The organism is Cypionkella sp., assembly GCF_030652235.1.
Classification (GTDB): domain Bacteria; phylum Pseudomonadota; class Alphaproteobacteria; order Rhodobacterales; family Rhodobacteraceae; genus Cypionkella.
Map to the genome: position 1 here is coordinate 1 of NZ_JAUSBA010000074.1, position 25,201 is coordinate 25,201.

Sequence of the window (25,201 nt, forward strand, 5' to 3'; positions counted from 1 at the left end):
CGCCATCAGCGTATTCAACACCTACGAAGAAATCGTCGACGCCTGCTGCAAGGCTTGGAACTTCTTCGCAAACGACCCAGTGGCCATCGCTTCCATAACCTCACGTACTTGGGCACAAGTCAGTTGAAAGGGCCATTGGTAATAGGCCCCCAAGTTGCTCTTTTTCAAATACGCCCGCCGGAGGCTTCAACGGTGCAAACGTTAATACAACTGCCAGTCATCTTCACTCGCCGCCGACCCCATCGCGATCCAGTCGGCGCGGACACGGGCGATGCGGGTGTCGCCCCAGGTGCGGAACACCAGATGAAAGCCGGTCTCGGTGATATTCTCGGCGGTGATATCGGCGCGCGAGGTGTGTTTGTGGTCAATGTCCCACATCGAGATCGAGGCCATCACGGTGGGGACCTCGGTGAAAGCTTCCTTAAACGTCACCACATGGCGGCTTTCGCGCGCGCCCTGCCCTGTCCACATCACACCGCCATCGGCAAAGTCTGAGAACAGCACGCGATTGCCCTGCTGAATGCCAATGGTGTTGGAGGTGATGCGTTTCATGTCAATCGTTGCCTGTCACTGTGTAGTATCAATCATTTCTGGCGAAAAAAGGTCAAGGGGCCATCAGGGCGAGAGTCGCATCAAAAAAACCATCCGGGTTTTGCGTGTGTGCGGCAAGGCGTTGCGCAGATGAGACCGTAAAGCAGCCCCAAAGAAAAGGCCCCGACAAAGCGGGGCCCTATCGAAAGATGTGGCAATACAGCTGTGCGCGGGCTTAGAAGCCAGCGGCAGCGCGCATCGCGACCAGATCGGCCATCGCCTTGTCGGCGGCGTCTTTGTCAACCGCAACCGCGGTGGCCTCAGAGGCATCAGCGATCAGTTGATCCATCAGAACGGCGTTCAACTCTTCCAGCGGCACCGCACGTTCGGCCAGAACCGAAACGCTGGTGGCGCTGATTTCGGCGAAACCGCCGGTGACGACGAAGGATTTAGAACCTTCGGCCGACACGACTTTCAACACGCCGGGGCGCAGGGTGGTGATGGTGGGGGCATGCCCCTCCATCGCCGTCAGGTCGCCATCGGCGCCCGGGATTTGCACCTCGGTGGCCACCACGGACGCCAAGCGGCGTTCGGGCGACACGAGATCAAATTGCAGCGTTCCAGCCATGATGCCCCCTTAGGCCGCAGCCGCAGCAAGCCGCTGTGCTTTGGCCTTCACGTCTTCGATGCCGCCCACCATGTAGAAGGCTGCTTCCGGCAGATGATCGTATTCGCCCGCCACAACCGCTTTGAACGAGCGGATGGTTTCTTCCAGCGGAACCTGCACACCGTCAGAACCGGTGAAGACTTTCGCCACGTCGAACGGCTGCGACAGGAAGCGTTGGATCTTGCGGGCGCGCGACACGGTCAGTTTGTCTTCTTCGGAAAGTTCGTCCATGCCAAGGATGGCGATGATGTCTTGCAGCGATTTGTAGCGTTGCAAGATACCCTGAACCGAACGGGCGACCAGATAATGCTCTTCGCCAATGACAGCCGGGTCGAGCAGGCGCGAGGTGCTGTCCAGCGGGTCAACCGCCGGGTAGATGCCCAGTTCCGAAATAGCCCGCGACAGAACCGTGGTTGCGTCGAGGTGGGCAAACGAGGTGGCCGGTGCAGGGTCGGTCAAGTCATCGGCAGGCACATAGATCGCCTGCACGGACGTGATCGAACCGGCTTTGGTCGAGGTGATGCGTTCTTGCAGCGCGCCCATGTCGGTTGCCAGTGTCGGCTGATAGCCCACGGCGGAGGGGATGCGACCCAAGAGAGCCGACACTTCCGAACCGGCTTGGGTGAAGCGGAAGATGTTGTCGACGAAGAACAGAACGTCGGTGCCGGACTGGTCGCGGAACTGTTCAGCCAAGGTCAGACCCGACAGAGCCACACGCAGACGTGCGCCCGGTGGTTCGTTCATTTGGCCGTAAACCAGCGCCACTTTCGATTTGGTCATGTCTTCCAGGTTGATAACCCCGGATTCGATCATCTCGTGGTAAAGGTCGTTGCCTTCACGGGTACGCTCGCCCACGCCAGCAAACACCGAGAAGCCCGAGTGGACTTTGGCGATGTTGTTGATCAATTCCATGATCAGAACGGTTTTGCCCACGCCCGCGCCGCCGAACAGACCGATTTTGCCGCCCTTAGCATAAGGCGCCAGCAGGTCGATGACCTTGATGCCGGTGACCAGCACTTTGGATTCGGTGGCTTGCTCGGCAAAAGTCGGGGCCGGGCGGTGGATCGAACGGTATTCGGTCGCATTGACCGGACCTTTTTCGTCAACCGGCTCGCCGATGACGTTCAGGATGCGGCCCAAGGTTGCGTCGCCGACCGGAACCTGGATCGGAGCGCCGGTGTCAGACACAGGCGCGCCACGGACGAGGCCTTCGGTTGCGTCCATAGCGATGGTGCGAACGGTGTTTTCGCCAAGGTGCTGGGCCACTTCAAGGACCAGTTTCTTGCCATTGTTGTCGGTGATCAGCGCGTTCAGAATTGCGGGAAGATCGCCCGTGAACTGCACGTCAACCACGGCGCCGATGATTTGCGTCACCTTACCTGCCGCGGCAGCTGCTTTCGGTGCTTTTGCCATGTTGTTTCTCCGGTTCCTTACAGCGCTTCCGCGCCGGAAATGATTTCGATAAGCTCTTTGGTGATCGCAGCCTGACGCGAGCGGTTGTAGATCGTGGTGTATTTGGTGATCATATCGCCTGCGTTGCGCGTTGCGTTGTCCATCGCGCTCATCCGGGCACCCTGTTCAGAGGCGCCATTTTCCAGCAAAGCCGTGAAGATTTGCGTGGCGATACCGCGTGGCAGAAGGTCGGCCAAGATGGCCTCTTCGCTGGGCTCGTAGTCATACAGCGTGTTCGGGGCGGCTGCCTCAAACTTCGCCGGGATCACCTGCAACGCGGTCGGGATCTGGGCGATCACCGACTGGAAGCGGTTGTAGAAGATGGTGACCACATCACATTCGCCCGCTTCAAAGCGCGCCAGAACGTCGCGTGCGATCGACAGCGCGTTGACATAGCCGACCCGTTTGACCTCCGACATATCGACATGACCGACCATATGCGCGGCAAAGTCACGACGCAGTTGCTCGCGGCCTTTTTTGCCAACGGTGAGGATCTTCACCGTCTTGCCCGCGGCGATCAGCTCATGCGCCTTGGCACGGGCCAGCCGCACGATGGTCGAGTTAAAGCCGCCGCAAAGTCCACGCTCTGAGGTCATCACGACCAGCAGTTGCACTTGGTCGCTGCCCGTCCCGGCGATAAGCCGGGGCGCGCTGGCCGATGTTCCAACCGAGGCTGCAAGCCCGCCGATCACCGCATTCATCCGCTCGGCATAGGGCCGTGCAGCTTCAGCGGCATCTTGGGCGCGGCGCAGTTTTGCCGCAGAGACCATCTGCATTGCCTTGGTGATTTTGCGGGTGTTTTTCACACTCGCAATCTTGTTTTTTAAGTCCTTAAGGCTGGGCATTGTCTATCCCCCGGCGCTTAGGCGAAGTCTTTGGCGAATGCCGCGATCTCAGCTTTGATGGCTTTCTCCAGATCGCCCGCAACTTTGCGGTCGTTCACGGTGATATCATCCAGCAAAGCTTTGCCAGCGCCGCGCAGATGCTTCAGAAGGCCCGCTTCAAAACGGCCGATGTCTTTCACAGCCACTTTGTCCAAAGCGCCCGAAGTACCTGCATAGATCACGCAGACAATCTCGGCGTTGGTCATTGGCGCGTACTGCGCTTGCTTCATCAGCTCGGTCAGACGCGCGCCGCGGTTCAGCAGTTGCTGGGTCGAGGCGTCAAGGTCGGAGCCGAACTGCGCGAAGGCAGCCATTTCGCGGTACTGCGCCAGTTCCAGTTTGACCTTACCAGCCACCGATTTCATCGCGTTGGTTTGGGCAGACGAGCCCACACGCGACACCGACAGACCGGTGTTCACAGCCGGGCGGATGCCTTGGTAGAACAGTTCGGTCTCAAGGAAGATCTGGCCATCGGTGATCGAGATCACGTTGGTCGGAATAAAGGCTGAGACGTCGCCGCCTTGGGTTTCAATGATCGGCAGAGCGGTCAAGGAGCCCGAACCAAAATCTTCGTTCAGCTTCGACGAACGCTCCAGCAAACGGCTGTGCAGGTAGAACACGTCGCCCGGATAGGCTTCGCGGCCCGGCGGGCGGCGCAGCAGCAGCGACATTTGACGGTAAGCCACGGCTTGCTTGGAAAGGTCATCATAGATGATCAAAGCATGACGGCCATTGTCGCGGAAGAATTCTGCCATCGAGGTCGCGGCATAGGGGGCCAAGAACTGCATCGGTGCCGGGTCGGACGCGGTCGCAGCCACCACGATGGTGTATTTGATCGCGCCGGTTTCTTCCAGCTTCTTCACCAACTGTGCCACGGTCGAACGCTTTTGACCGATAGCGACATAGATGCAGTAGAGCTTTTTATATTCGTCGTCGCCAGCAGCCTCGTTATAGGACTTCTGGTTCAGAATGGTGTCCAAAGCCACGGCGGTTTTGCCGGTCTGACGGTCACCGATGATCAGTTCGCGCTGGCCACGGCCAACCGGGATCATCGCGTCCACGGCCTTCAGGCCGGTTGCCATCGGCTCGTGCACCGATTTGCGCGGGATGATGCCGGGGGCCTTCACGTCGGCCTGACGACGCTCGGTCGAGGCGATCGGGCCTTTGCCGTCGATCGGGTTGCCAAGGCCGTCAACGACGCGGCCCAGCAGGCCATTGCCAACCGGCACGTCCACGATGGACTTGGTGCGCTTGACGGTGTCGCCTTCTTTGATGTCTTGGTCGGACCCGAAGATAACGATACCGACGTTGTCGACTTCAAGGTTCAGCGCCATGCCGCGGATGCCGCCGGGGAATTCCACCATCTCACCGGCTTGGACATTGTCCAGCCCGTGCACACGGGCAATGCCGTCGCCAACGCTGAGAACGCGGCCAACTTCGGCCACCTCTGCATCTTTGCCAAAGTTCTTGATCTGGTCCTTAAGGATCGCAGAGATCTCAGCAGCCTGAATTCCCATCACCCAACCTCTTTCATTACATTCTGAAGCGCCGCGAGCTTTGCCTTGACCGAGGTGTCGATCATGGTCGAGCCGAGCTTGACGATTAGTCCGCCGATGAGGCTTTCATCAACGGTGGTTTTAAGTTTGACATCTTTGCCGATTTTGGCTTTCAGGCTGGCCGCCAACTTCGCGGCCTGATCTGCCGAAAGCGCTGTCGCCGAGGTGACTTCCGCGGTCACTTCGCCTTTTTCAGCGGCGATGCGGGCGGTCAAATCGCTGACCAGTTGCGGCAGCACGAACAAGCGGCGGTTCGATGCCATCAAAGCGATGGTGTTGGCCATCACCGTGGAAAGCCCCATTTTGGCTGCAATCGCCGCCATAGCATTGGCTTGATCTTCGCGTGCCACAACCGGCGAGGCGATCATGCTGGCAAGCTCGGGGCTGGCAGCCAAGGCCGCTCCCAAAGCATCTGTATCGGCCTCAAGCGTTTTAAGACCGTTTTCTTCTTTCGCAATCTCAAACAAAGCCTGCGCGTAGCGCGATGCAATGCTCAAGGAGATTGAAGCTGGTTCGGACACGTCAACCCTTCCGCTGTTAGGCCCCTTGCGATGACCGCATCCGGGTTACAACCCATTTCCGGCGCATACTTGGGGCATGCGTCTTCTCGATTTCGGGCGTCTCTAGCAGACGATTGGCCGTCCCGCAACGGGGAAGGACACTCAATATCCGCGTGCGCGCGTGCGACATAAACGCCGATGGTTTTTCGTCGCAGGCTGGGGTGTTGGGCTTGCCGCGTTCTCACAGGCTTCAACTTTGCGGCATTGCTTTGTTAATCAAGGCGAAACAATGCGTTTGTGCGGGGTTGGAACGCAAGCTGCTGCAAAGACGTCATATATTCGTAACAGGCGCAGTTGCACAAAGGGGCGCAGCCGTGAGGTCTTCAAAGCGCTGTAAGACCTTGGTCGTAAATCAGTGATTCTCAGAGTCAGCGATTGCGCCAGAAGCGCGCCCAGCCTGTCAGCCGCGCAGCGTCGGCACCGCGGCCCCGACCCCTTCCAGCACCCGCAGCGGCTTGCGCACCGCAGCCCCCAAGCCGCCGCGCGTCGGGGCGTAGACTTGTTTCGATGCTTCCACCATCAACACCCCACCCGCCAGCCACGGTAGCCTACGGCCAAAACCCTCCCAGAAATTTGAGGTGCCCAGCCAGAAACGACTTTCTGACGGCGGCGCGAACAATGAGGTCATGCTGCGTTCTGGGGTGAAGCCATGAGCTTTCAGTTGCGCCTCTAGCTGGCGTCCGGAATAGGGGCGGCCAAAGCCGAACGGCGTGCCGTCGCGGCGCGCCCACAGGCCCGCGCGGTTTGGCACCACGAACAAAGCCCGGCCACCGGGGCCAAGCACGCGGTGGGCTTGCTCCAACACGGCGGTGGGATTGTCCGAGGTCTCCAGCCCGTGCATCAGCACCAAACGGTCGACATGCCCGGTCGGCAGCGGCCACAGGGTTTCTTCACACAACACCGAGACATTCGCCATCCCCGCGGGCCAAGGCATCACGCCTTGCGGGCCGGGCATCAAGCCAATCACCCGGCGCGCATCGGCCAGATAGGGCCGCAGCAAGGGCACGGCAAAACCGAACCCCGCCACGGTCTGCCCGCCAAGCGGCGGCCACAGGCTGACCACCTGATCACGGATCGCCCGCTGCGCCACCCGGCCCAACTGAGTGCGATAGTAGAAATTGCGCAGATCGAGCACATCAAGATGCATGGCGTCGGGGCTTCCTTGGCAGTACAATCGCGACAATCATAGCCGGATGCGCCCGTATGGCTATGGCCGAAACCCATCCCCCGCCGATTAAGCAGACCGCTTGCGGCAAGGCCACGGAATTTCTCAAATTCCGATTGGGTTTCGGCCCGATTTTGCGGCAAAACGAATTGCACCTGCTCGGCGCGCACGGCATTCTGGCTGCAAACCTTGAAAGGCCACCTCCGCATGCCCCTAGAGCTTGTCACCATTCCCTGCCTGAAAGACAATTACGCCTATCTGCTGCATGATGCGGCTTCGGGGGAGACGACGCTGATCGACGCCCCCGAGTCAGGCCCGATCTTCGCCGCGTTAAAAGCGCGTGGCTGGCATCTCGATCAAATCCTGCTGACGCATCACCACTGGGACCATATCGACGGCGTGGGGGCGATTGTCGAAGCCACCTCGGCCACCATCTTAGGCTCTGCCGCCGACGCCCACCGCCTGCCGCCTTTAAGCCGCGCATTGGTCGAAGCCGATCAGGTGAAAATCGGCACCGAGATCGGCTATGTCATTGATGTGCCGGGCCATACCATCGGCCATATCGCGTTTTACTTCCCGGTTTCCGGGCTTTGCTTCACCGCCGACAGCCTGATGGCCGCAGGCTGTGGCCGCTTGCTTGAAGGCACGCCGCAGCAGATGTTCGAAAGCCTTGCCAAGCTGCAACAACTGCCGCCCAGCACGCTGATCTGCTCGGGCCACGAATACACCGCCGCCAATCTGGCCTTTGCCGCGACGATCGACCCCGAAAACTCCGCTCTGAAAGCCCGCATCCGTGCGGTGACGCGCGCGCGTAGCGGCGGCCATCCCACGGTGCCAGTGACCTTGTCAGAAGAATTGGCGACCAACCCTTTTCTGCGCGCCCAAGACCCCTATATCAGACAACATCTGGGTATGGCCGATGCAACCGATGCCCAAGTCTTCACCGCAATCCGCGCCCTAAAGGACAAATTCTGAGTCCATTCTGCACCGCGCCCATCACAAATTGCATCACTGCCGACAATTTACGAAATCTTGCTGAAATAGGGCTTGAAGATCGCAGAATAAAACCGATCCTTTACCTTATGAGGCCATGGTTGGATTAGGGCCACCCGCCCGTCCGACCCGCAGGACAGGAGCACGACCAAGTGCCATCATTTTCGACGACCCTCGAACAAGCCATCCATGGCGCTTTGGCGCTTGCCAATGCCCGCCGCCATGAACTTGCCACCTTGGAGCATCTTTTGCTCTCCTTGATCGATGAGCCTGACGCTGCGCGCGTCATGAAGGCTTGTTCGGTCAACCTCGTTGATCTGCGCAAGACCCTGAACGACTTCATCGACGACGATCTGTCGACTTTGGTCACCGACGTTGAAGGGTCTGAAGCCGTGCCGACCGCCGCGTTCCAGCGTGTCATTCAGCGCGCAGCAATCCATGTGCAATCGTCAGGCCGCACCGAAGTCACCGGCGCCAATGTTCTGGTCGCAATCTTTGCCGAACGCGAATCCAACGCCGCCTATTTCCTGCAAGAACAGGATATGACTCGCTATGATGCGGTGAATTTCATCGCCCATGGCGTCGCCAAAGACCCGTCTTATGGCGAGGCGCGCCCAGTCACGGGGGCGGAAGAACACCACCATGAAACCCCGAAAGCCGAGGCGGGTGAGGCCAAGGAATCTGCGCTGTCGAAATACTGCGTTGATCTGAACGTCAAGGCGATGAAGGGCGATGTCGATCCGCTGATCGGCCGCGAAGCCGAGGTGGAACGCGCCATCCAAGTTTTGTGCCGCCGCCGCAAGAACAACCCGCTGCTGGTCGGTGATCCGGGCGTCGGCAAAACCGCGATTGCTGAAGGTTTGGCGAAGAAAATCGTGGATAAACAGACGCCTGAGATTTTGGCGCATGCCACAATCTACTCACTGGACATGGGCGCGCTGCTGGCAGGCACCCGCTATCGCGGTGACTTTGAAGAACGCCTGAAAGCGGTCGTCAAAGAGATGGAAGATCACCCCGACGCAATTCTGTTCATCGACGAAATCCATACCGTGATCGGCGCGGGGGCGACGTCGGGCGGCGCGATGGATGCCTCTAACCTGCTGAAACCCGCGCTTGCGGGCGGCAAATTGCGCTGTATGGGCTCGACCACTTACAAAGAATTCCGTCAACATTTTGAGAAAGACCGTGCGCTTGCCCGGCGCTTTCAGAAGATCGACGTGAATGAGCCTTCTGTGCCCGATACCATCAAGATCCTGATGGGTCTAAAGCCGCATTTTGAACAGCATCACGACCTGCGCTACACCAATGACGCGATCAAATCGGCGGTGGAACTCGCGGCGCGCTACATCCACGACCGTAAACTGCCGGATTCTGCGATTGACGTGATCGACGAAGCAGGCGCTGCCCAGCATCTGCTGGCGGATTCGAAGAAGCGCAAAAGCCTGGGCGTGAAAGAGATTGAGGCTGTGGTTGCCAAAATCGCCCGCATCCCGGCGAAAACCGTCTCAAAGGACGATGCCGAAACCCTGCGCGATCTGGAGAAAACCCTGAAACGGGTGGTGTTCGGGCAGGATAAAGCGGTGGAATCACTGTGCTCGGCGATCAAACTTGCCCGTGCGGGCCTGCGCGAGCCGGAAAAACCCATCGGCAACTACCTGTTCGCAGGGCCGACGGGCGTGGGTAAAACCGAGGTCGCCAAACAATTGGCCTCGTCCCTGGGCGTCAAACTGCTGCGGTTCGACATGTCAGAATACATGGAGAAACATGCGGTGAGCCGTCTGATCGGCGCGCCTCCGGGCTATGTCGGCTTTGATCAGGGCGGGATGCTGACCGATGGCGTCGATCAAGACCCGCATTGCGTGCTGTTGCTCGACGAGATGGAAAAAGCGCACCCGGATGTCTACAACATCCTGTTGCAGGTGATGGATCACGGCAAGCTGACCGACCATAACGGCCGGACAGTGGATTTCCGCAACGTGATCCTGATCATGACCTCGAACGCGGGTGCTATGGAGCAGTCGAAAGAGGCGATCGGCTTTGGCCGGGCTGCCCGCACGGGTGAGGACACCGCCGCGATCGAGCGGATGTTCACCCCTGAATTCCGCAACCGTCTGGATGCGGTGATCAGCTTTGCTCGTTTGGGCAAAGAGGTGATCATGGAAGTGGTGACCAAATTTGTGCTGCAACTTGAAGCGCAACTGCTGGACCGCAACGTTCATATTGACCTTACACCCGAAGCCGCCGCTTGGCTGGGTGACAAGGGCTATGATGACAAAATGGGTGCAAGGCCGCTTGGTCGGGTGATCCAAGAATACATCAAAAAGCCGTTGGCCGAGGAGTTGTTGTTCGGCAAGCTGACCAAAGGCGGTCTGGTGCATGTTGGTGTCAAAGACGGCGAACTGGCTTTGACCTTTGAAGAACCGCAAAAGGCGCGGCTGACCGGCCAAAAGCCGCCGCTGCTTACGGCGGAATGATCAAGGCTTTAACCCTTTCAATGGCCCTCGCCTTCCCGGCGGGGGCCTTTGAACTGGCGTTCCCTGCGGATTGTCGCCTGGGGGATACCTGTTACATCCAACAATATGTCGATCACGACCCCGGCCCAAGCGCACAAGATTTCACCTGTGGGCCGCTGTCGTATGAAGGCCATGACGGCACCGACATCGCCCTGCCCTCGCGTGCGGCGATGTTTGCGGGCGTGAATGTGCTGGCAGCGGGTGCTGGCACGGTGAAAGGTCTGCGCGACGGTATCGCCGATTTCGCGCCAGTGGTGGCCGATAAAGAATGTGGCAACGGCGTTCTGGTTGATCATGGTGGTGGCTGGGAAACTCAATATTGCCATATGAAACAAGGCTCTGTGCGGGTGCAGGTGGGCGATGCAGTTGTGCCCGGTTCGGTGCTGGGCCAGATCGGTCAATCCGGTATGGCCGAATTTCCGCATCTGCACCTGTCGGTGCGCCACAATGGCGCCGAGCTTGACCCATTTGCACCGGACAGCCTGACCAGTTGCGGCGCACCCGGCCCCGGTCTGTGGGGCGAGCCCTTGGCCTATCAACCCGGCGGCTTGCTTAGCCTTGGCATCAGCGCGGCCATTCCCGACTATCCGGCGGTTAAAGCGGGCCTCGCCAGCCCCGATCTGCCAAAAGACGCGCCCGCTTTGGTGGTCTGGGCGTTTCTGTTTGGCGCACAGGCGGGTGATGCGATTTTGTTCAGGCTGACCGGGCCTGATGACGATGTTCTGACCGAGCGTACGGTGCTTGAAAAAACCCAAGCGCAGGCATTTCGCGCGGTTGGGCGGAAGTTGAAAACCGCCGAATGGCCTGCGGGGCGCTATCAGGGCGAGGCTATTTTGCAGCGCCGCGGAGTGGAATTGGGGCGTGAGCAGGTTGAAATTACGGTCGGCCAGTAGTTAATCAAGGATGAACGGCCACAGCTTAACCCCCTGATTTTACGTAACCTCGGCCTATGTCCACGCGTGGGCACTACCTTTCGGTCAGCTTCAACTCAATGCGCCGGTTCTGCGCGCGGGCCTGCGCAGACTCCCCCGCAGCCACCGGCTGATACTCGCCAAACCCGGTCGCGGCCAATCTCTGCGGCGGGAAGCCCAGATTGTCTTGCATGAACCGCACCACCGACAAAGCCCGGGCTTGGGAAAGCTGCCAGTTATCCTTGAACTCGCCCGCGCCCGACAATTGCACATCATCGGTGTGGCCATCGACCCGGATGATCCAATCAATGCCGGGTGGAATCTTCCCCGCCACCTCATCCAGGATCTTCACCACATCGGCAATCTGAGCCTGTCCTTCGGGTGCCAGATCGGCCGAGCCGGGGTTGAACAAAACCTCGGACGAGAACACGAACCTATCGCCCACCACCCGTACACCCTCGCGCCCCACCAGAAGCTGCGACAGTTGGCCAAAGAATTCGCTGCGGAACTTGGCCAGATCGGCATTCTCGGCTTCCAGCCGCACCCGCTCTGCCGCTTCCATTTCGGCGCGCTTTTTCTGCTCCGAAGCGATCTGCGCGAGGGCGGCGTTCAACTGGCTGCCCAAAGCCTCAATCTGCACTTTGTTGGTGGAATCTTTCGCAGCTGAGGCATCGAGCAGGCCCTGCAATTCGCCCAACTGCACCCGCAGGGCGGCGATCTGCTGGTTGAGCACCTCGGTCTTGCGGGCGGACTCAAGGGATTTGGCTTGCTCGGCCGTCAGGGCTTGCTGCGCCACGGCAAGCAGGGTGGCGTTTTTATCGCCTGAGGTTGCGGCTTGCGCGGCTTTGGTATTTGCCGCGGCGAGCAAAGTCAGAGTGTCTTCGGCCTTTTTGCGTTGATCTTCCAGCGCCAAGGTCATCGCGGTCAGTTCGGCATCCGCATTTTTCAACTTGTCGCGCAGCGCGGCGAGCGCTGCGGCATCAACCAGCCGCGTGGCCTCGGCCTCGGTGATTCTGGTCTGGGCAGCTTTGAGGTCGGCGGCGCGGGTCTCGCCCTTTGCTTTCAGATCGGCCACCAAGGTTTCCAGCGCCTCACGACGGGCGGCGGCAAGGCGGGCGGCCTCGGCGCTGGCGTCAATCTCGGTGCGGGCTTTGGCGAGGGCGAGGTCGAGGGCCTGTTTCTCGGTTAGAAGTTTCGCGCCTTTGGCTTCAAGAGCGCTGACTTGCGCGGTCAAGGCAGTGGCCTGCCCGCGCGCTGCGTCGCGTTCGGACAACAGGGAGGCGACTTGGGCTTCAAAGCTGGTGATGCGGGTTTGAGCGGCGGCGATTTCACCTTCTTTCGTGGCGATTTGCCCGGTGAGGGTGGCGATGAGGGCGGATTGTCGCTCGCCCTTCGTCTGGGCCTCGGTCAGATCCGCGTTGAGTGTGCCGACTTGGCCTTGCAGATCGCTGACCTTTTGCCGTTCCAGCCCCAAGGCATCGGCGAGGCCTGCGATTTGCGCGGTGAGGCTGTCGAGTTCGGTCGATTGCGTGGTGATGGTGTCGCGCAGCACCGATTGCATCACGGTGAAGATGGTAAGGACGAACATCAGCACCATCAACAAGGTGGTGACGGCATCGACAAAGCCCGGCCAGATCATCGCGGAATCGCGTTTGCGGCGCAAAGCCATGGCTTAGCCCCGCGCGGGGATGCCGCGCGCCAACTGGCGGACGGAGGCGGTCAGCGCCGAGATGTCGCCACGCAGATCGGCGAGGCTTTCTTGCCGACCGGCTGAGATTTCTTCAAGGATACGCAGCAGTTGCACGTCGATCGAGCGCAGGCGCATCCGGCTTTCGGCGTCGGAATGCGCGCCACCCTCTGCGCCGGTGAGGGCCGCGATAAGGCGTTCTTGGCCTTCAGCGATGCGGTTGAGGGCTGCGGTTTGGCCGCTTTCAGCGCTGATTTGCGCGGTCAGTTGGGCGACTGCTCCGGTCAGATCGCCAAGCCCTTGCCTGAGATCGCCAAGCCCAGCCTCGAGCCCGGCGAGGCCTTGTTCCACGCCAGAGCGGTTGGCCTCTACTTGCGCGAACAGGCTTTGCATCACTTCGATCTGTTCAGCCAGATGATCCAGCACGGCAGAGGTGACGCCGGCCTCACCGCTTTCGCCGTCACCACTGGAGAAACCGACGCGGGTGATCGAGGACAGCCATTCTTCCAATTCGCGCGCGAAACGGTTCTGGCCGTGGTTGGCAAACAGTTCAAGCAGGCCAACAACCAGCGATCCGGCGAGGCCAAGAAGCGACGAGGAAAACGCGGTGCCCATGCCGCCGAGTTGGCTTTCCAGCCCTTTCATCAGCTTGCCGAACACGTCCATGCCGGATTCGCCCGCTTGCGGGGCAAGCGAGCGAATCGTTTCGACAATGGCGGGCACCGTGGTGGCAAGACCGTAGAAGGTGCCAAGAAGGCCGAGGAAAACCAACAGGTTGATCAGGTAGCGCGTGATGTCACGGGCTTCCTCGATCCGGGTTTCCACCGACTCCAAGATCGAACGTGAGGCAGAGGACGAGATTTGCATCCGCGCGCCGCGGGTGCGCAGGAGTTGCGCCAACGGAGCGAGAAGCCGCGGCGCGGCGGCGTCTTCATAGCCGGGTTCGTGGCGCACGAAGCGTTCGATCCACGACACCGATTGCACGAGGGTGAACACCTGCCAGAAGCAGGTAACGACACCCAAAGCGAAGACCAGAATGATGAAGCCGTTCAGCAGCGGGTTGGTGTCGATGATGCCAAGCACTGTGCCGTGGATCAGCCACGCCCCCGCGCAGACAAGTGCGACGGCCAGAAACATGGTGACGATCTGGCGAATAGGTTGGCTGAAGAAGGTCGACTGCTCGGCCTTGGAGATGTCCATTTCGTCGGTTCCGCCCGGCTGTTCTGCTGAGCTTAAGCATAGCAGGCGGCAGGCCCGTGCCAAGTAAAACCCTTAGAGTTTGCGAACTTGTGTGGAAAGCCATGCCAAATCGGGGTCGGCAATGCCGAGGTCGGCGAGATGATCGGCGGTTGCGAACAGATAGTCGCGGTTGCGGCCGCGCCCGCCTGTGGCATGGGCGATGATCTGGGCCTGTTCCGCGAGGGGGATGTTGCCGCAATATTGATTGTGATCGGGGTCGATCACATAGGCGAGGGCGTTGATCTTACGGCCATCTGTCAGGGTGAGCGGCAGAGTGGCTTCTAAGTAAGCCGAGGAAATCAGCTCACGGTCACGCAGGGTTTGCAGGGTTTCCTCCTCGGCCCCCGGTGTGACACGCAAGGCGACGCCATCGCAGATTATGCCCGGAGCATGATCAAGGGCGAGGACGAGGCCGGGGGCTTCGACACTGCCGCGATGGTGGATCGAACGCATGCAAAAGCTGCGGTGCCAATCGGTGGCGCGGGCGATTTGGCGTTCAGCGACAGGGAAATCCGGGTTCCAGATCAACGAGCCATAGCCGAAGACCCACAGAGATTCCGGTATTTCTGGGGTTTTTAGCATAGTCTGGCCCTCCGTTCGGCTATAAGCGCGTCTGGTTTAGATTGGATCGAAAATCGCTGCCTGTAGCTTACGCTCGAACACGTTTTTCGATAAATACGTTACATCAAAACCTGACGCGCTATAGGTGTAGGCATTGGGCAAAGCAAAGAAAAGGGGCGAGGATGCGCGCGCTTGTTTGGATCGTGCTGGCGGCTGCGGCGGCGTGGACTGGCTATTGGTGGGTGGGGGCGTCGCAGATTGAAAGCGGGGTCAAGGCGTGGATGGCACAGCAACCGCCCGGGGTGGTCAGCGCCTCGGCCGTTGAGGTGCATGGCATCCCGAACCGCTTTGATCTGACGGTTTCCGATCTGGTGCTGGCGGATCCGGCGCAGGGGGTGCAGGTTACCAGCCCATTTTTGCAGGTTTACGCGATGACGTGGAAGCCCTGGCATGTGATTGCGGCTTTGCCGTCGCGTCAGGTGATTACGCTGCCGGATCAGCAGGTTACGGTTGGGTCTGACAATCTGCGGGCAAGCGTGCAGGTGCATCCCTCAACCGCGCTTGCACTGAATGAGTTGGTGGGTGAGGCCGCCGAGGTGAAGCTAACCTCGGATGCGGGCTGGTCGCTGGGGATCAAGACCGCCACGATCTCGATGGCCGAGGATGTGACCCGCACCAACAGCTATCGGTTGGGGCTGCGGGTGGCCGAGATTGCGCCGGATGCTGCGTTTTTACACGCTTTGGCGGCGACGGATTTGCCCGATCTGGTGGATGAGGTGTTTCTGGATGGCCATGCGGTGCTGACCGCGCCGCTGGACCGCAATGCGGCACAAGCCAAGCCGGGGCTGATGGCGCTGGAGATTGCGGAGACGCGGGTGAGTTGGGGGGCGTTGAAGTTTTCTGCCAAGGGTGCGCTGACGGCGGGGCCGGATGGGCTGGCCGAGGGCGAGATTGCTTTGCGGGTGGAAGGCTGGAAGCGGTTGCCGCCGATCCTGGTGGCGTTGGGGCTGGTGAAGCCAGACGTGGCGCCGACGGTGGAGCGGATGCTGGCGATTGTGGCGCAGCAGGGCGGTGATCTGGCGGTTTTGCAGATCAAGCTGATTTGCAAGAATGGTGGCATGGTGCTGGGGCCGCTGCCGTTGGGGCCTGCGCCCAGGATGCGGAATATGGGCGGGGCTTGAGTTAACGGCAGTAAGCCGAACCGCGCCGCTGGGCGGTGTCAAAGTGCAGATGGTCTTCGTGGTAGCCGTCGGAACCGGGGCCAAGCGTGGTGCCGAACATGCCACAGGCGGCTTTCTGGGCGCGGCGGATCTGCTTGTTATAGTCGCGCGCCACGGTCCATTCTTTGCCGTCAGAAAAGATAAACCCAGCGATATCAACGGCTTTCCCGCGCCCGTGTTCCGAGATTTTCGCGCCTCGGACATTGTTGCGGCTGCGGCACATGTAGCTGCCGAAGATGTGCAGTTGCACCACCTCGCGGTTGCCAAAGGCGGGTGCCATACCTTCGCGCATCCAGCGTTTGAGGGCGATTGCGGTGCCGCAGTCGATGGTGGCGGGCTGGCTGAACGGGATGCCGTCAATGGCAGTGACGCGGACGGGTTCGGCCACGCCGCAGCCATTTGTTGGAGAGGTGATGGCGGGGAGTTCTTGGCCGCGGATCGAGGGGTCACCGCAGACAGAGCCTTTGCCGCTGACTTTTTTGTCCGATTTTTCAGTGAGCGCTGGCTTGGGCTGGGCCATCGCCACTTGCTCGGCTTCAATCCGCAATCCCTTGGGGCGGCGCTGGGGTCTTAGAGTCGGTGCAACCGCAGCGACTTCTGGGGCGGCTTGTTGCGGCGCTGTCTCTAACGCGATTGGCGGCGTGACGGCGCGCGTGGTTGGGCGATGTCGGGGGCGCAGGATTGCGGCCACCGCAGGTGTTTCAGCTTGGGCGATGGTTGGGCGCGGCATGGGATGCGGTGAGGTTATCGGGGCCTCGGCCCGTGCCATCCCGGCCAGCGCCATGCAGAGCAGCGTCAAGGGGCCAGTGGCCCGCATGTTTACGCATCGCCCGCAGGTTTTGCCATGGCAGGGGCGCGACCGAAATCAGGGGCCGATGTGTCTTGCCCGGCCTCGATGATGCCGCGACGGATGGCACGGGTGCGGGTGAAGTAGTCGTGCAGATGATCACCGTCACCCATGCGGATGGCGCGTTGCAGCACGAACAATTCCTCGGCAAAGCGGCCCAGAATATCGAGGACAGCGTCTTTGTTGGTCAGAAACACGTCGCGCCACATCGTCGGGTCAGAAGCCGCGATGCGGGTGAAATCGCGGAAACCGGAAGCAGAGTATTCGATGACTTCCGAATTTGACACTTGTGCAAGATGATCCGCAACGCCCACCATGGTGTAGGCAATCAGGTGCGGGGTGTGGCTGACCACGGCCAAGACCTGATCGTGGTGCGGCGGGTCCATCAGATTGACCTTGGCCCCCATACCGATCAGCAAAGATTGCAGGCGTGCGAGGGCCGCTGGGTCTACCTCGGGTGCCGGGGTCAACAACCACCAGCGGTTTTGAAACAGCGTGGCAAAGCCCGAGCGCGGGCCGGAATATTCGGTGCCGGCCATCGGGTGACCGGGAATAAACTGAACACCTTCAGGGATATAGGGAGCGACGGCGGCGATCACCGCTTGTTTGACCGAGCCTACATCGGTGACGGTGCAACCCGGCATGAGATGCGGGCCGATGTCTTCTGCAATCGCGGCCATTGCGCCCACCGGGACCGCAAGCACCACCAGATCAGCGCCTTGCACAGCCTCGGCTGCGGTGGCGTAGACGTGATCACAAAAACCAAGTTCCAAGGCGGTGGCGCGGGTTTCGGCGGATTTGGCATGGCCGACGATCTCTCCAGCCAAGCCATGCGCGCGCATCGCATGCGCCATCGACGAGGCGATCAGGCCAAGCCCGATCAGCGCGACACGGCTGTAGATTTGCGTCATTTCACACCCTTGAACTGCGCAATCGCATGGACGACGCGGCGGCACGATGCCTCATCCCCCACGGTGATGCGCAGGCAGTGCGGCAGTTTGTAGCTGGCGACGCGGCGCACGATCAGGCCCTGTTTTTGCAGGAACAGATCGCAGGCCTCGGCCTCTTCGGCACTAGCAAAGCGGGCAAGGATGAAATTGGCAAGCGAGGTGTCAGACGGGATGCCAAGCTCGGCCAAAGCCTGCGCAAGCCAGTGGCGCATGCGGGCGTTGTCGCTGCGGCAACGGTTGACAAAATCTTGGTCGCGCACGGCGGCTTCGGCGGTATCAAGCTGGGTGTTGGACAGGTTGAACGGGCCACGGATGCGGTTCAGCACGTCGATGATTTGCTTTGGGCCATAACCCCAACCAATGCGCAGACCGCCCAGCCCGTAGATTTTTGAGAAGGTGCGGGTCATCACGACGTTGGTGCGGGATTCGATCAGCGCGAGGCCGGCGTCAAAGCCTTCGACAAATTCGGCATAGGCGCCGTCAAGCACCAGAATGGCTTGCGCCGGCAGGCCAGCGGCGAGGCGTTCGATCTCGGCGGCGGAAATCATCGTGCCGGTGGGGTTGTTCGGGTTAGCGATAAAAACCAGCTTTGTCCGGCGGTTACAGGCGCGCAGGATAGCATCGACATCGGTGGTGCGCTCCCGTTCCGCGACTTCGACCGGGGTAGCACCCGCCGCCAGAGCCGAGATGCGATACATCAGAAAGCCGTGTTCGGTGAACACCACTTCGTCTTTCGGGCCGGCATAGGCTTGGCACAGGAAGGTGATGATTTCATCGGAACCGACGCCGCAGATCACGCGGTTGGCGTCGAGCCCATGCACGTCGGCGATGGCTTGGCGCAGAGAGGCGTGATCGGTGTTGGGGTAGCGGTGCAGATTGTGCACCGAACGCGCGAAGGCGTCTTTGGCGCGGTCAGACGGGCCGAACGGGTTCTCGTTCGACGACAGTTTCAGCACATTGGTCACGCCAGAGACGGCAGCTTTGCCACCTTCGTACAGAGCGATGTCCATGATGCCGGGCTGCGGGCGGATTGCGTCGTTCATCGGATTCCCTAAGTGTTGCGCGGGTTTTAGCGACGGGGGCGGTGCAATACCAGCAACATTTGGCCTATGGGGCTGCGCAAGGGGCTAGCCCTTGCGCAAATGCCTCAAACGCTGGCTGTGTCAGACGGCAAGGAAGTTGGTGAACTGCCAGGGGTCGTCTTCGTCGCGATCCTCGGCGAAGTGGTTGATGCGGTTTTGCAGCGGGGTCCAGTCGGTGTAGTGACACTCTATTCGGCCAAGGTAGGGCCGCTGGACGTCTAGGCAACGGGCGTGGTCCATCTCATCGGCTTCGACAAAACCCATACGGGGGTTTTCGGCGGTCCAGACCATTGCGGCAAGAACGGCGGAGGTCACCTGCATGCCTGTGGCGTTCTGGTAAGGGGCCAAAGCGCGGGCCTCGTCGATGGTCAGGCGCGAGCCATACCACATCGCACCCTTGGCGTGCCCATAAAGGAACACGCCCAAGTCATCGCCGCCGCCGGTGATCTCATCGGCGGTCAGGATATGTTTGTGTTCAGGCAGTTGGCCTGCGCCGTTGGTCTCGTGTAGGGACAAAATCGCATCGGGGCATGGGTGGTAGGCGTAGTGGCAGGTTGGGCGATAGACGGCGCGCGGGCCGTCCCAGACGGTGTAGTAATCGGGGATCGACAGGGATTCATTGTGGGTGACGACGAGGCCGAATTGCGGGCCAATGTCGGGACACCATGAGCGTACGCGGGTGTCGGCACCGGGGCGGTCGATCCAGATCGCGTAGCCGGGGCCGGATTTGAATTTGTGGCCGTTGGGGGGCAGCTTTTTCTCATGCGTGCCCCAACCGAGTTCGGCGGGCTGATAACCTTCCGACAGCAGGCCATCGACCGACCAAGAGTTTACAAAGGTGCCCGGCGGTTTCGGGCGGGCCGACACTTGCGTGTCACGCTCGGCAATATGCACGCCATTGACGCCGAGGCTCATCGCCAGCAAGGCCCAGTCTTGTTGGGTCTTGGGATCGGCTTTGACATCGGTATCTTTGGCAAGACGCAGCAGCGCTTCTTTCAACAGCCAAGACACCATGCCCGGATTGGCTCCGCAGCAGGATACCGCCGTCGGGCCACCGGGATAGGTTTTGCCCAAAGCCCGGACCTTTTCACGCAGAGGGTAGTTGGTGCGGTCGGCATTCGGCAGCGGCGAGTTGAAGTAGAAACCCGGCCAAGGCTCCACCACCGTGTCGATATACTGCACGCCAAGCTCTTGGCAGAGCTTCATAAGTTCGATGGAATCCACGTCGACCGAAAGGTTGACAATGAAGCCTTTGCCATTCGGGAACAGGTCGCGCAGGGTTTCGGCGAAATTGGCTTCGGTCAACGCCAGTTGCAGATGCTTGATGCCATGTTCAGCCAGCATCGGCGCGAATTCACCCGAGGGTTCGATCACGGTGAACTGGTCGCGGTCGAAATCAATGTGGCGCTGGATCAACGGCAGGGTGCCGCGGCCAATCGAGCCGAAGCCGATCATCACCAAGGGGCCGTCGATGCGGGCGTGGGTTTGGTAAGTCATTATACTCTCAATGTTTGTCGGTCTTGGCGGCAAGCCAATCCATCAGGGCCAGCAGAACCCCCGAGATAACGAAGGTCAAATGAATGATCACCATCCAGCGCAACGTTTCAGTTGTCACGGCATAGGCCGAATCTGGTTTTCCCAAGCCCATGAAAACCTTCAGCAAATGAATACCCGAGATCGCCACGATTGACGCGATCAGCTTCATCTTCAGGCCAGAGAAATCCACCTTGCCCATCCAGTCGGGGCGGTCATTGCTGGTGATATCCAGCTTCGAGACGAAATTCTCATAGCCCGAGAACAGCACAATCAGCAAAAGGTTGGCCGCCAAGCTGAGATCAATCAGCGTCAGGATCGACAAGATGCCCTGATCGGCGGTCATCACCAGCACTTGCGGCGCGTAATAGGCCAATTCCTTGACGAAAATCACCACCAGCATCGCCAGACTGATCACCAGCCCCAGATACATCGGCGCCATCAGCCAGCGGCTGGCGAACAGGCCCTGTTCGAACTTTGATTCAAGCGTGGGTTTATCGGACATTTTGCTCTCCGTGGAAAAAGAAAAGGCCCGCCATGAAGGCGGGCCCCAATCTGCCGTGGGGCAGAGCTTAGTTTTTCGCGTAGTATTCGACGACAAGGTTCGGTTCCATCACGACCGGATACGGGATATCGCCCAAGCCGGGGGTGCGAATGAACTTCACCGTCAGCTTGTGGGTGTCGATTTCCAGATAATCCGGGGTGTCACGCTCGGTCAGAGCCAAAGCTTCGGCGATGATCGCGAGTTGACGCGACTTTTCGCGGACGGCAATGATGTCGCCCTCTTTGACGCGATAGGACGCGATGTTGACGCGGCTGCCGTTCACGGTGACGTGGCCGTGGTTCACGAACTGACGCGCTGCGAACACGGTCGGCACCAGTTTAGCACGGTAGACGACTGCATCGAGGCGCCGCTCCAACAGACCCACCAGCATCTCGCCGGTATCGCCTTTGACGCGTTCTGCTTCGGTGTAGATCTTGCGGAACTGCTTTTCGGTCAGGTCACCATAGTAACCCTTTAGTTTTTGCTTTGCGCGCAACTGAGTACCAAAGTCGGACAGTTTGTTCTTACGGCGCTGGCCGTGCTGGCCGGGACCGTATTCGCGCTTGTTCACCGGGGATTTAGGACGTCCCCAGATGTTTTCGCCCATGCGGCGGTCAATTTTGTACTTGGCAGAGGTGCGTTTTGTCATCTCTGATCTCCTTCTTCTATGTTCTGCTCTTTCGGCTGGTCCAAAAACCGGTTCCCACTTTTTGGGCCTCAGAGCGTCGTGAAGGGCGTTGTCCTTTGGCCGAAGCCCGACAGGGTTCTTCTTGCGAAGTCCACCAACACCAATGAAAAGCCCCGGACTTTCATCCGGGACGTAAGGCGGCTTATACAGTCGGCTTAAGCAGAGTCAACCGCTGCGGGCGATTTTATGCGGCCAGTTCATGCCGCAAGATGGCGGCTTCCGAGCCCGAGATATTGCGGCGGGCGTAATCGCCGTAAGCGTGCGGGTTGTCTGCGATCTCGGGCAGGATGTGCAAAAGGCCTTCGCGCTGTACCGGATCAACCGTGTCCAAGGCGGTGTTGGAGGGGTGGAAGCTTTCGGTTTCCAGCCCATTCGCCCACACAATATTATGCTTTTCCAATAGGATATGCACATAGGTCACCTCGCGCAGCATATGATCAACAACGATGGTGGCGTCGTTGACCAGATCTTCTGCGGCAACCAGCACCTCCGAGGTGTTGAACAAAGCCTGTGCTGCGGCACCTTTGACCAACATCCGATGCTGCGGCGAGACCAGCAGGTCTTCATCCGGGCGGTAAAGGCCCATCGAGTTTGCCCGAAACCGAATGGGGCGCAGATGCGGCATAGCGTAAAGCCGCGCGCCGGACATCCGCCTGTGACCGCTCCACAGCACCTCTTGCGGGCCATTGTCACGGGTCAGGATCATATCGCCGGGGCGCAAATGACGGATTTGCTGCACGCCATCAGGCGTGGCCACCCGCGTGTCGGGCGTGAAGCAAATCACCCCGCCCGCTGCACGCGCCCCTGCCCCGGAATGGGTGCGGTCAATTGCGGTACGCACCACCCACAAATCCTGATCGCAGGGCGGCAGATCGCCGACCAGCATCAACAGTTGCGCCCCGGTGTCGGGCACCGAAATGATCGTCACGGTGAAGGACTGATGCCCATCGGTGACGATAAAGCCTTGCTCTGGCAGATCGGTAAAAGGTTCATCTGGAACATACTGGGGCGCACCATCGCCCCCAACCGCCACCCCCACCAGTCGGCGCACCATGCGCGCCGCCCGCTTGCGTAAATCCGCCGCACCCTCGGCCTTTTCCAGAAGCAACAGCCCTTGCGGCCCGTCCACGCGGACGGCCGTTCCCGTCCAGCGCCATGCAGCGCCGACCGAGAGAAGATCCATTGATGCGGCCTTAAGGCCATCTACTTCTGTTTGTGACCAGGATATGACGAACGTGCCCAAAGAGCCCGTTTTCATGCCTGTTTGCCCGCTCGTTTTTTGTTTCTTATCTGGAAACGTTAACAGAGGCTTAGCAGAATTTCTATGGTAAAAAAGCAACATAGCAAGTGAATATTCACTTATGCATCTTAAGATTGTATGGCGCTATTCAGGACGATTTTGCTTGCTTAAAACTTTAGGTTCAGGTTCAGCCCGCCGACAAGCTGACCTTCTGGCTGCTGATCGAATTCTTTGCTTAGATAGGTGATGCCGTAAAACACCGAGGCCCTCTCGCCCTGCCATTGTACACCAGCGCGCAGGCGTGAGCGGTCTTCGGTCAGGGTGGCTAAGCCATCTGACGGCAGAAGAGCCGAGTCAAACACCCGCGCGATATCCCCGCCGAGAATAAAGCTAACCCCTTGATCCCGTGTGCCTTCCACGGCGCGGTAGCGCTGACCTGTGACGCCTTCGCGCACCATCAGATCATCGCGGCCCAAAGTGCCGATCACCAGATCGCCGCCAACGCGCACAAAATTTTCGACGCCGGCCTGAGCTTGCACGAAGGGGCGCCACTCGGCCCGGTCCCCCAAGGCAAACTTGCGGCCGAACTCGCCAATAACGGTGGGGTAAATGCCATTGCCGATCTGATCATCAATCACCGTCGGCTCGTCCATACCAACGATCCGATGCACCCATTTCTGGAAATTGCTGATCCCAGTCTGTGGCCCTAGAAACACCAGATCGGTGCCGACGCTGACATCATTGCCGCGCCAATCGAATTGGGTGTGCAGGCCGAATGACAGCGTGGCGGCGTAACGGCGATCCGAGGGCGGCGGCGAGATCAGATCTTCGGGAGCGACAATCTGTGCTGAGGCGCGGAATTCGAGGATTTCGCCGGGTGTGGTGGGCAAAGCGCCGTCCCATGCATAGCCCCGAATGCGGCTGACCTGATAGCCGCCAGTGCGCCAGCGGTCTTTCTGATCACCCAAAGCGTCATTGCTGAACATGCGGCCCCAGCCGAGCGTTACCCGATCTTCCGCTTGCGCGGGCAATGCTGCACAAATCGCACCTGCAACCAGCAGAGTCTTTACATAGTTCAACATAGTTGTCCCCAACTTCGCGGCCTTCTGACCTATTCTGCCACAAACCACGCTTTTTATCGTTACAGTTTAACTGTCGTCCCACAACACATCTGCTGTTGTTGCATTTGCACTATGGCAAGAAGATGGAAAACACTTTCTTAATGCGAAAGAAATTTCGCCGCGAAAGGATGTGCAATGGCCACAGCATTTTACCATGACGAGCGGTGTTTGTGGCATACGGGCGGCGAACAGGCGCTGTTTATTCCCGCAGGCGGCTATGTGCAGCCTCCATCTGCCACCGGATTCGCAGAGAACCCGGAGACCAAGCGCCGGTTTAAGAACCTGCTGGAAGTGGCTGGGGTCTGGCCGCACCTGATGGTGCGCTCGGCTGCACCCTCTGGTCGAGAAGATCTGATGCGGGTGCATACGGCGGGTTATCTGGACCGCTTGCAGGCGATGTCGGATGCGGGCGGGGGAAATATCCCGCCACATTTTGCGCCGTTTGGGCAGGGCAGTTATGAGATCGCCTGTCTGTCCTCGGGTCTGGTCAAACAGGCGGTGGAGGATGTGGTGACGGGGGTGACCCAGAATGCCTATGCGCTGTCGCGCCCGCCGGGGCACCATTGCCTTCCCGATGCCTCGATGGGGTTTTGCCTGCTGGCGAATATCCCGGTGGCATTAGAGGCAGTGCGGGCCAAGCATGGGCCGTTGCGGGTGGCGGTGGTGGATTGGGATGTGCATCACGGCAATGGCACCCAGACGATTTTCTATGAGCGCGCCGATACGTTGACGATATCCTTGCATCAGGAAAACTGCTTTCCGCCGGGTTATGGCGGGGCACAAGATCGCGGTGCAGGTGACGGGTACGGTACAAACCTTAACATTCCGCTGCTGGCGGGCTGCGGCCATCGGGCTTATCTTGATGCCTTTGAGCTGTTGGTTACGCCCGCATTGCGGGCGTTCAAACCCGATCTGATCGTGGTGGCTTCGGGCTATGATGCGTCTTGCGTCGATCCCTTGGCGCGGATGATGGCGACGTCTGAGACGTTTCGGGTGATGGCGCGACAGGTGTTTGGGTTGGCAAACGAGATGTGTGGCGGCAAGATTGTGGTGGTGCATGAAGGCGGCTATTCTGACATCTATGTGCCGTTTTGCGGGCTGGCGGTGGTTGAAGAATTGCTCGGCACGCGCAGTAAGGTGATTGACCCGCTGCTGGACATGTCTGATCTGCAACAGCCGCCCGCCGATCTGATCGCGTTTCAGCGGGCGAGGCTGGAAGCGCAGGCTTTGCGGATTTTCGGCTGATTGCCTGATCAC

At 59.8% G+C, this 25,201-nt stretch carries 23 protein-coding genes; 5 read left to right on the forward strand and 18 right to left on the reverse strand.

All coding sequences use genetic code 11. The annotated features are described in order from the left end of the window. Positions 1-201 precede the first annotated feature (201 nt). From Q7V03_RS23430 to Q7V03_RS23460, 7 genes are all read right to left on the reverse strand, one after another. Entirely contained in the window at positions 202-552 is a 351-nt protein-coding gene (locus Q7V03_RS23430) for an H-type lectin domain-containing protein (RefSeq protein WP_304927979.1), read from the reverse strand. Between the two features lie 214 nt (positions 553-766). Continuing rightward, complete coding sequence (locus Q7V03_RS23435; RefSeq protein ID WP_304927980.1) at positions 767-1,159, reverse strand: F0F1 ATP synthase subunit epsilon; 393 nt, start codon at positions 1,157-1,159, stop codon at positions 767-769. Positions 1,160-1,168: 9 nt separating this feature from the next. Beyond that, positions 1,169-2,611, reverse strand: coding sequence for a F0F1 ATP synthase subunit beta (gene atpD / locus Q7V03_RS23440; protein ID WP_304927981.1), 1,443 nt, complete (start codon positions 2,609-2,611; stop codon positions 1,169-1,171). Between the two features lie 17 nt (positions 2,612-2,628). Beyond that, the gene (locus Q7V03_RS23445) at positions 2,629-3,495 is read right to left on the reverse strand and encodes a F0F1 ATP synthase subunit gamma (protein ID WP_304927982.1); all 867 of its coding nucleotides are present in this window, start codon (positions 3,493-3,495) and stop codon (positions 2,629-2,631) included. Positions 3,496-3,512: 17 nt separating this feature from the next. Next, complete coding sequence (atpA, locus tag Q7V03_RS23450) at positions 3,513-5,051, reverse strand: F0F1 ATP synthase subunit alpha (RefSeq protein WP_304927983.1); 1,539 nt, start codon at positions 5,049-5,051, stop codon at positions 3,513-3,515. Beyond that, complete coding sequence (locus Q7V03_RS23455) at positions 5,051-5,611, reverse strand: F0F1 ATP synthase subunit delta (protein ID WP_304927984.1); 561 nt, start codon at positions 5,609-5,611, stop codon at positions 5,051-5,053. Before Q7V03_RS23455 ends, atpA begins: the two co-directional genes overlap by 1 nt. A 439-nt stretch (positions 5,612-6,050) precedes the next feature. Beyond that, on the reverse strand, positions 6,051-6,797 hold the full coding sequence (locus Q7V03_RS23460) for a methyltransferase domain-containing protein (RefSeq protein ID WP_304927985.1): 747 nt from the start codon (positions 6,795-6,797) through the stop codon (positions 6,051-6,053). Positions 6,798-7,022: 225 nt separating this feature from the next. On the opposite strand from Q7V03_RS23460, the gene gloB reads away from it, so the two are divergent. The 3 genes from gloB to Q7V03_RS23475 all read left to right on the forward strand — a co-directional run bounded on the left by gloB (position 7,023) and on the right by Q7V03_RS23475 (position 11,214). Next, complete coding sequence (gloB, locus tag Q7V03_RS23465) at positions 7,023-7,790, forward strand: hydroxyacylglutathione hydrolase (RefSeq protein WP_304927986.1); 768 nt, start codon at positions 7,023-7,025, stop codon at positions 7,788-7,790. A gap of 170 nt (positions 7,791-7,960) precedes the next feature. Next, positions 7,961-10,282, forward strand: a complete 2,322-nt coding sequence (gene clpA / locus Q7V03_RS23470; RefSeq protein WP_304927987.1) for an ATP-dependent Clp protease ATP-binding subunit ClpA — start codon at positions 7,961-7,963, stop codon at positions 10,280-10,282. Then, positions 10,279-11,214: a M23 family metallopeptidase gene (locus Q7V03_RS23475; protein ID WP_304927988.1), complete on the forward strand. Its 936-nt coding sequence runs from the start codon at positions 10,279-10,281 to the stop codon at positions 11,212-11,214. The genes clpA and Q7V03_RS23475 overlap by 4 nt, the downstream gene beginning before the upstream one ends. Before the next feature lie 73 nt (positions 11,215-11,287). Here Q7V03_RS23475 and Q7V03_RS23480 read toward each other — a convergent pair whose 3' ends face one another. The 3 genes from Q7V03_RS23480 to Q7V03_RS23490 all read right to left on the reverse strand — a co-directional run bounded on the left by Q7V03_RS23480 (position 11,288) and on the right by Q7V03_RS23490 (position 14,740). Further along, the gene (locus tag Q7V03_RS23480; RefSeq protein WP_304927989.1) at positions 11,288-12,901 is read right to left on the reverse strand and encodes a peptidoglycan -binding protein; all 1,614 of its coding nucleotides are present in this window, start codon (positions 12,899-12,901) and stop codon (positions 11,288-11,290) included. Positions 12,902-12,904: 3 nt separating this feature from the next. Next, positions 12,905-14,119 (reverse strand): biopolymer transporter ExbB, encoded by a 1,215-nt coding sequence (locus Q7V03_RS23485; protein ID WP_304927990.1) that lies wholly within the window; start codon positions 14,117-14,119, stop codon positions 12,905-12,907. A 72-nt stretch (positions 14,120-14,191) separates the two neighbouring features. After that, a complete protein-coding gene (locus Q7V03_RS23490; protein WP_304927991.1) occupies positions 14,192-14,740 on the reverse strand; it encodes a gamma-glutamylcyclotransferase in 549 nt (182 codons plus the stop codon). Positions 14,741-14,901: 161 nt separating this feature from the next. Here Q7V03_RS23490 and Q7V03_RS23495 point away from each other — a divergent pair, with 161 nt between their 5' ends. Continuing rightward, complete coding sequence (locus tag Q7V03_RS23495) at positions 14,902-15,900, forward strand: DUF2125 domain-containing protein (RefSeq protein WP_304927992.1); 999 nt, start codon at positions 14,902-14,904, stop codon at positions 15,898-15,900. A gap of 1 nt (position 15,901) precedes the next feature. On the opposite strand, the gene Q7V03_RS23500 is transcribed toward Q7V03_RS23495, so the two are convergent. The 8 genes from Q7V03_RS23500 to Q7V03_RS23535 form a co-directional block, all read right to left on the reverse strand. After that, a complete protein-coding gene (locus Q7V03_RS23500) occupies positions 15,902-16,756 on the reverse strand; it encodes an extensin family protein (protein WP_304927993.1) in 855 nt (284 codons plus the stop codon). A 2-nt stretch (positions 16,757-16,758) separates the two neighbouring features. Further along, a complete protein-coding gene (locus Q7V03_RS23505; protein WP_304927994.1) occupies positions 16,759-17,697 on the reverse strand; it encodes a prephenate/arogenate dehydrogenase family protein in 939 nt (312 codons plus the stop codon). Next, positions 17,694-18,779 carry a histidinol-phosphate transaminase gene (gene hisC, locus Q7V03_RS23510; RefSeq protein ID WP_304927995.1) on the reverse strand — a complete coding sequence of 362 codons (1,086 nt, stop codon included), beginning with the start codon at positions 18,777-18,779 and terminating at the stop codon, positions 17,694-17,696. The genes Q7V03_RS23505 and hisC overlap by 4 nt, the downstream gene beginning before the upstream one ends. Before the next feature lie 120 nt (positions 18,780-18,899). Next, positions 18,900-20,315 (reverse strand): homospermidine synthase, encoded by a 1,416-nt coding sequence (locus Q7V03_RS23515; RefSeq protein WP_304927996.1) that lies wholly within the window; start codon positions 20,313-20,315, stop codon positions 18,900-18,902. Between the two features lie 7 nt (positions 20,316-20,322). Beyond that, on the reverse strand, positions 20,323-20,856 hold the full coding sequence (locus Q7V03_RS23520; RefSeq protein ID WP_304927997.1) for a TIGR00645 family protein: 534 nt from the start codon (positions 20,854-20,856) through the stop codon (positions 20,323-20,325). Between the two features lie 67 nt (positions 20,857-20,923). After that, a complete protein-coding gene (rpsD, locus tag Q7V03_RS23525; protein ID WP_304927998.1) occupies positions 20,924-21,544 on the reverse strand; it encodes a 30S ribosomal protein S4 in 621 nt (206 codons plus the stop codon). A gap of 223 nt (positions 21,545-21,767) precedes the next feature. Next, entirely contained in the window at positions 21,768-22,766 is a 999-nt protein-coding gene (locus Q7V03_RS23530) for a Hint domain-containing protein (RefSeq protein WP_370651191.1), read from the reverse strand. A 224-nt stretch (positions 22,767-22,990) separates the two neighbouring features. Continuing rightward, positions 22,991-23,905, reverse strand: coding sequence for a lipid A-modifier LpxR family protein (locus Q7V03_RS23535; RefSeq protein ID WP_304928000.1), 915 nt, complete (start codon positions 23,903-23,905; stop codon positions 22,991-22,993). A gap of 174 nt (positions 23,906-24,079) precedes the next feature. On the opposite strand from Q7V03_RS23535, the gene Q7V03_RS23540 reads away from it, so the two are divergent. After that, positions 24,080-25,189: a class II histone deacetylase gene (locus tag Q7V03_RS23540; RefSeq protein ID WP_304928001.1), complete on the forward strand. Its 1,110-nt coding sequence runs from the start codon at positions 24,080-24,082 to the stop codon at positions 25,187-25,189. The last annotated feature ends 12 nt before the right edge of the window (positions 25,190-25,201 follow it).